The 266-nt window shown below is 44.7% G+C and carries 1 protein-coding gene; it reads right to left on the bottom strand.

Annotation, left to right across the window (positions count from 1 at the left end):
- Nucleotides 1–266 (bottom strand): hypothetical protein (locus tag ACTHS3_RS18010; protein ID WP_440368789.1); only part of this gene is annotated, 266 nt, incomplete at both ends.

Here is a 266-nt window from a genome sequence, read left to right as displayed (position 1 = left end):
GTCTGAACCGAGTTTGTCTTCAATGGCGTTGGAAAAACCGTCACTATCGGTGTCTTGGTTGTAGGGGTTGTTGTAGTGCTTGTCTATACGGTTGCCTTGGGAGAAGTATTGTTCGAGGTGCGAATCTTTTTCGTAGAAACTTGTCATATTGTGTTTTCCCCAAATATTTCCGCTTTTGAAGTCCAATATTTGGGCATTGGGATATGTGCCGAAACCTTTGTGGACTTGAGAAACGGCCACTCCAGCCAAACCACCTAAAAGAGCAC

It is taken from the genome of Neisseria sp. P0009.S007 (assembly GCF_051962515.1).
Note: the sequence above shows the minus strand (reverse complement) of the source record. Positions and strands in the feature narration are given on the sequence as shown.